Source organism: Nitrospira sp. BLG_2, from assembly GCF_049222245.1.
In genome coordinates, this window is sequence record NZ_JBLYIG010000687.1 from 1 (window position 1) to 6,589 (window position 6,589).

The 6,589-nt window shown below is 53.7% G+C and carries 7 protein-coding genes; 6 read left to right on the plus strand and 1 reads right to left on the minus strand.

What is annotated here, in order from left to right:
- The 4 genes from ACOSYY_RS18175 to ACOSYY_RS18190 form a co-directional block, all read left to right on the plus strand.
- Window positions 1–653: outer membrane protein (locus tag ACOSYY_RS18175; RefSeq protein WP_421664260.1), on the plus strand; the 653-nt coding region annotated here is incomplete at its 5' end.
- 16 nt (window positions 654–669) lie between these two features.
- Entirely contained in the window at window positions 670–1,377 is a 708-nt protein-coding gene (locus ACOSYY_RS18180; RefSeq protein ID WP_421664262.1) for a Slp family lipoprotein, read from the plus strand.
- 44 nt (window positions 1,378–1,421) lie between these two features.
- Entirely contained in the window at window positions 1,422–2,159 is a 738-nt protein-coding gene (locus tag ACOSYY_RS18185) for an intradiol ring-cleavage dioxygenase (protein ID WP_421664263.1), read from the plus strand.
- A 177-nt stretch (window positions 2,160–2,336) separates the two neighbouring features.
- On the plus strand, window positions 2,337–2,702 hold the full coding sequence (locus ACOSYY_RS18190; protein ID WP_421664264.1) for a hypothetical protein: 366 nt from the start codon (window positions 2,337–2,339) through the stop codon (window positions 2,700–2,702).
- A gap of 114 nt (window positions 2,703–2,816) precedes the next feature.
- Here the strand turns inward: ACOSYY_RS18190 and ACOSYY_RS18195 are convergent, their stop codons facing one another.
- Complete coding sequence (locus ACOSYY_RS18195) at window positions 2,817–3,881, minus strand: P-loop NTPase (RefSeq protein WP_421664265.1); 1,065 nt, start codon at window positions 3,879–3,881, stop codon at window positions 2,817–2,819.
- Between the two features lie 253 nt (window positions 3,882–4,134).
- Here ACOSYY_RS18195 and pyk point away from each other — a divergent pair, with 253 nt between their 5' ends.
- A complete protein-coding gene (gene pyk / locus ACOSYY_RS18200) occupies window positions 4,135–5,589 on the plus strand; it encodes a pyruvate kinase (RefSeq protein WP_421664266.1) in 1,455 nt (484 codons plus the stop codon).
- A gap of 421 nt (window positions 5,590–6,010) precedes the next feature.
- Window positions 6,011–6,589 (plus strand): B12-binding domain-containing radical SAM protein (locus ACOSYY_RS18205; protein ID WP_421664267.1); only part of this gene is annotated, 579 nt, incomplete at its 3' end.

The window sequence follows — 6,589 nt, forward strand, 5'->3', positions numbered from 1 at the left end:
GAAAGAATAGTTCGATTCTTCTGAGCCTCGTTGGGATGTGGTTGGTGAGTTCAACGATTATGAACCTCGCTTCCGCTGAAATGTATGTCGCGGGAGAGGCGGGAGTCAACTTTGCAGATCGCATCAACAGTATTGCGGGAACAGGATCGCAGGCAGGAGTTCCTGGTCCTTTTATCGATTTTGATCTCAAGAACTCAATCACCTACGGCGGCAAGATTGGATATTTCCCTGGGAACAGTTGGTATGGGATTGAAGGCGAAGTGTTTCATACTACTCCTCATATCAAGAGTTTGCCTGCAACGGCGACCTTACCTGAAGAGCCCGGCATTCATTTCCGTATTACGACCATCGGGGCAAACTTCATTGCCCGATATCCAGGCCGCACGTTCCAACCTTACGTCGGCGCCGGCATTGGAGTGGCAATCGCCCACATCGGAGATACTTCAACCGTACGAAGCGACACTGATACGGCTGCAGCCTGGAATGTACTGGCAGGTCTGCGCGCATTTATCACACCACAAATTGCCGTCTTTACGGAGTATAAGTACACCGGAGCGACATTGGAGTTTGATGAAGCATTCGGTCCCTTGGGTGGGTTCAGCGGCAATTACAGAGCACAGCATGTCCTTGGTGGGTTGTCCTATCACTTCTAGGAAAGGGAGACCGTACATGTCCCGCATGATGGTGCTCTTTTCCCTGCTGTGTGGATTATCGACCTTGTCTGCATGCGCTGAATCCATCCACCAGGTTCAACGAACTGCAGAGTCGCTCGGTATACCTCTTGAGTTAGAGAACCAGATTGATAGGACGGTAGGTTTTTCCGATTTGCAACAAGCTCCCAGTGACTATATCGGGCGAACCGTCATGCTTGGCGGCACGGTCATCAAAGGGAAACGAACAAAGGAGGGCACCGAACTGGAGGTTCTGCAACGGCCGACCGGGGAAGAAGGGAGATTAACAGAAGATCGTCTCCAGTCCGAAGGAAGGTTCTTGGCGGTTCGAGAAACGTTTCTCGATCCTGCCAGTCTCCCCGAAGGCACACCCATTACTGTAATCGGCACCGTGAAAGGGGTGGCGACAAGACAGTTGGATGAAAGCGAATATGTCTATCCGATCTTAGAAGTGAAACATATCATCGACTGGAAAAGTCTCGAGGAGCGAAGGTCAATAAACCCTGGTTTATACTATGGTTCTTACTATCCACCCTATGGCTGGGGCGGGTTTTACCCGTACAGTGGTTTCTACCCTTACAGTTATTGGGGCGGACCAGGTTTCTATCGGCCCTACCCCTATTTCGGTCCAAGATCGTTCTCTCCCGGACCATCATCTCCACCGCCCCCTCCACCAAGCGTTTCACCACGACTCAGGGGCAGGTAAATTCTGATGGCTCAAATGCGTAATCAAGCGAGAATCCTGAACGGATGAAAGAGAATGAGAGCGATGAACAGATTGGGCGTCTTTTTTCTCGCCGTGAAGCATTCGTATGGCTGGGAGCGGCTGGTACCGTTTGCCTTATAGGTGGATGGCCAAGTAAGGCGCAGACGTCCGGGATAGCTCGGTCCCTCTGTGTTGTCCGGCCTGAACAAACCGAAGGCCCGTATTTCATTGATGAGCGCTTGCATCGTTCGGATATTCGCTCTGATCCCACTGATGGTCGAATACTGACAGGGACACCGCTGGCCCTGGTCCTTCAGGTGATGCGGCTCAATCGGGGAGGGTGCATTCCCTTACCGGATGCTCTCGTTGACATCTGGCACTGCGATGCCGAGGGGGTCTATTCAGATGTGAAAGACCCAGGTTTCAACACGCTCGGTCAAAAGTTTTTGCGCGGGCAGCAGGTGACAAATGCCCAAGGCGAAGCACGGTTTCTTACGATTTATCCGGGTTGGTATCCGATCAGAACCGTGCACATTCACTTTAAGGTTCGCACCGTGGCGACAGCCGGGAAAAGCTTTGAGTTTACGTCCCAATTATACTTTCCCGACGAATTGACGGACCGCGTTCACACCGCTCTCCCCTACTCGTCAAAAGGACGGCGTCGAGTACGAAATCAGCACGATTTCATTTTCCGTGACGGAGGTCATCAATTAATGCTGAACCCGTCCCCAGCGAACGGTAGCTATGAAAGTTCCTTTGCCATTGCACTGCGACTTCCTTGAAGAATTCTTTCTGGCTCTTGACTTCGGTAGACAACGAGAGCGACATTGTAATAATCAATGGTGACAGCCATGGACCCGGGGTAATCACATCTCCGCTTATCTTTCCGGTAGTCTCCTCATTCGATATTCCGCACTCGCGCACAACTCACCGCCTCGTCATCACCAAGGAGGTCGATTATGAAGATCTCGCTTATCTTTTTCACCCTATCCGTCGGTCTGTTTAGCGCACAGGCTATGATCTTTGCCAACCCAGCCATGTTACCTACACACCCCGGCTACCCGATGGGCAAAGCTGTGGACCCTGTAACGGGCCAATCAGTGGCCAATGATCCGGGCCAAATCAATATGAAAAACAAAGAGGCTCTCACTAACGCAGCGATCGTGGATGATAATCGCTCCAAACAAGACCTGCTCTTTAATCAAAATGACGAACGTCTCTTGGAAAAGCCTGGGGCAGGACTGCTTCCAAAGGTTGAAGGTCCACATATCACGATTGACCCACCTGTGAAAGAAGGGACGAAGATAAGCGCCGCACCGGAATAACTGAGTGTATTCCGGGCTGACGCTGGGACAACCTGGAGGGTATGCAGCGGACAGCGCCTTGAATTAAGGCGAAGATACGACTATGCCTTCTCCTTACCTTCTTAAGCAACTCGCTTAAGGAACTCGTCCGTTGGTACTTTGAATGGTATTGTCGCGAGCAGACTGTCTTGAAATAGGCGGAACCTCAGGCCTCAGAGCAAGAGAGTCGTGAGAATCTTGAGTAAATGCTGGATTGGAGAGCAGGACTCTTGTTTGTTTCTCTTCTGATTGTTTCGTCTTCTCTTTGCTTCCGCCAGCAGAAGCCGCGACTAATTGCTCAACAGCAGCAGCCATGGCCAATAGTCCTTTGGCAGCCGGAGACTCGGGAGCCGCTTCAACCACTGGCAGAAATCTCCGGACCGCCTGGCTCACATGCGGATCTTCCGGGATCTCACCGAGCAGCGTCAGATCACCGCCGATGTATTGATGGAGAACCTTACGGAGGTACAGAACATTGACCTGAAAACCGTTGGACATCCGATTAATGATCAGCCCGGGTCGAAACGATTGCAGCACGGCCTCCGCTGCATCACGCCCCTCCGCATCGGTAACGCCCGCAATTTCCATGACCTCCTCCACACTCGTGAAGTCTCGGTTGGAGAGAACCTCCGATAGAGGACTTCGCGCAAGAAAGCATGCCAATACACGGCGAATTGCCGCCAATTTAATGAATCGGTAGAGATCCAGCACTGAGGTTGGTTCCGGAGTGGCCACGGCCAGATGAAGGTCAGCCATCAAGAAAAAATCGAGGGCGTGGTAATTGGTGCCGGCTCCGATGTCGATCACCACGATATCCACATCAAGATCCCGAAGCTGTTTCATGAGCCGCTTCTTGCGAGCATACACCATGTTGGCAGTTGCCAAGGTATCGCCGGTGCCGGCAATGAGGCGGAGAGCGGGACAGATCGTGACAGGAATAGCGACATCGTCCAGTCGGCCGACCCGTTTATTGAGAAAATCCGTCAAGGTTACCGACGGATTCAATTCCCCGAACATGATGTGGACATCGGCACCACCTACGTCGAGATCGGCCAGAATGATCCGTCTTCCACGTTTTGCCAGTGCCAATGCGAGATTGGCTGAAACCACGCTCTTGCCCACCCCTCCCTTGCCGGATGCCACCGAAATGAGCGTCCCCACTCGTCTTTCCTTTCGTTACGATGAAGTCATTGTACCGGCGGAGAGACAAAAGAAAAGGAAATGCACGATTCCAAACCGCTGTGGCATGGTAACCGAAGTCGGGAAACATGTGTCGGCATATCGTTTACACGTGAACTGCAGCTCAAGATAAAATCCATCATGGCCACTCCATCAACCTAGGCCATGGCGTATCCGGCGAAGAGATTGTGATATCCTCTCCCTCGCTGAATGAGAGCGGAGGAGGCGCGCCCACATGAGCATGCGAAAGGCCAAAATCGTCTGCACCATCGGACCGGCAAGTAGTTCGCCGGCCATCGTCAATCGATTGATTGAGAGCGGCATGGATGTCGCCAGACTGAATTTCTCGCACGGCACTCATGAATCGCATGCGACAGCCATCACCGCCATCCGAAACGCAGCCGCACAGCGAGGATCAGAGGTGGCCATTATCCAAGATCTCCAAGGTCCGAGGATCCGGGTGGGGCAAGTTCCGAAGGCAGGAATCGAGGTGCGGCCCGGTCAAACGGTACGCCTACACACATCGACTCCGCATCATGGGCACCGGGATGCACAATCCGCCGCGCTCTCCCCTCTTCTCGAAATTCCGGTTACCTATTCATCGCTCGGGCGCGATCTCCAGGTAGGAGCGCGTGTATTGATCAATGACGGACTCATTGAACTGATCACCGAGCGCATCGCGGATGATCTTGTCTACTGTACCGTTCTTGCCGGCGGCACGATTACCTCGCACAAAGGCATCAATTTGCCGGGCACCCACGTCAGTGCCCCTACCCTTACCGAGAAGGATCGGGACGACATTCGTTTCGGAGTCGAACAGGGCGTTGACTACGTGGCCCTCTCCTTTGTACGAGGTCCGCAAGATATTCGCGCGGCGCGAACACTGCTGGCTGAACACGGAACCACCACCCCGATCATCGCAAAGATCGAACGGGCCGAAGCCGTGGCGACATTGGATGAGATCTTGGAACAGGCGGACGGTGTGATGATCGCCCGAGGAGATATGGGCGTCGAAATGGGACCGGAAGCGGTGCCGCTTCTGCAAAAACGGATTATCATCGAAGCGAACCGCCGGCGCCGTCTGGTCATCACCGCCACCCAAATGCTGGAATCGATGACGCAGGCCATTCGTCCGACGAGAGCGGAAGCGTCGGACGTTGCCAACGCATTCTTTGACGGCACTGACGCCCTGATGCTTTCGGCTGAAACAGCCGTCGGAGCTCACCCGGTTGAAACGCTTCAAGTCATGGATCGGATTATTCGCGCGGCGGAAGAAGGTACCGAGCAGGGGGTCGTGTTCAAACGCCAGGCCGACTTGGAACATCTTTCGATCTCAGAATCCATATGTGCCGCTGCCTCTTTTGCGGCGAGGGCGACCGACGCAACCGCGATCGTTGCGTTCAGCGAAAGCGGGACCACGGTTCGTCTTATCTCCAAGCAACGGCCGAGCGCCCCGATCTTCGCATTCACTCATGCCGAAGCCGTCAAACGGCGCCTGGCGCTCTATTGGGGAGTCCGTTCGTTCATCATGCTGCGTATCGGGGAAACCGATCCGCACATCCGTGAAGCCGAACAACGACTCAAAGCAGAAGGGCTGGTCAATAAAGGAGATAGGGTGGTGATCGTATCCGGGACTATGGCGGCACAAATAGGCGGCACGAACTTGCTGAAGCTCCATGAGATTCGATGAATCGGTTCTAACCTGGAAACGCAATACCATACGAGCGGCAGCCGACAAAACCTACGAGGACCAATAGCTGTGAGCGTGGAGTTGCTTTCTTGTGCGGGCAGTCTCTTGTCTCTCACGGACTGGTCGAATCGCTGTCTGAGAATTCTTCTTCTGCGTATATTCCCTCGGTCGCCATCAAAAACTCTTGATTCCATTCGCTTGAACGAGCTAGTCTAGCGCCACTGACCAGGTTGAGGCGCGATGGAACTCTACTCGCCGTATCGTCATCATCCTTTCTCTGCTTTGCACAAGTCGAGTCCCTAGGGGAATTGCCAGGTCGTACACATACGACCAGGTGATACAAGCTAGCGGGCGGATGAATTATCGAGGAGGACTTTTGTAGGAAGAGAGGCATTCACTTCAACCACTTGAGGAGGCAACTATGGGGCACCACAAGATCGGTCTCATTATTCCACATCCCGAAGATCAGAAATGGGACTCGGTCTGGAAGCTGTTCCGTACGCCCAACCTCAACCTTCCTACCCTCGCCGCTCTCATCCCGGAGGATGAGTGGGACATCGAAATCCAGGACGAAATCGTCGGGCCTCTTGACTTCACACGCGACTACGATTTGGTGTTCATTACAGTCACAACCGTCGTGGCCATTCGCGCGTATGAGGTCGCTCGTCTCTTCCGGGAGCGTGGCGCCAAGGTTGTACTCGGTGGGATTCATCCTTCGACCATGCCTGACGAAGCCGTCAAACATGCTGATGCCGTCGTCATCGGGGAAGGAGAGCTGACCGTCCCGCGGCTGCTGGAGGATTTCAAGAAAGGCAAGATGCAACCGCAATATCGCATGCCGTACATGGTCGAGCAATGGGACGAAAAGCCTCCCCGCTGGGATCTGTTACCGCCAGGTTATATGTTCCGGGACGCGCTGACGGCGACCAGAGGGTGTAATTATCGATGCACTTTCTGCTCCATTCATTTGGCTTTAGGAGGCGGTCAGTATGGGTTCCGG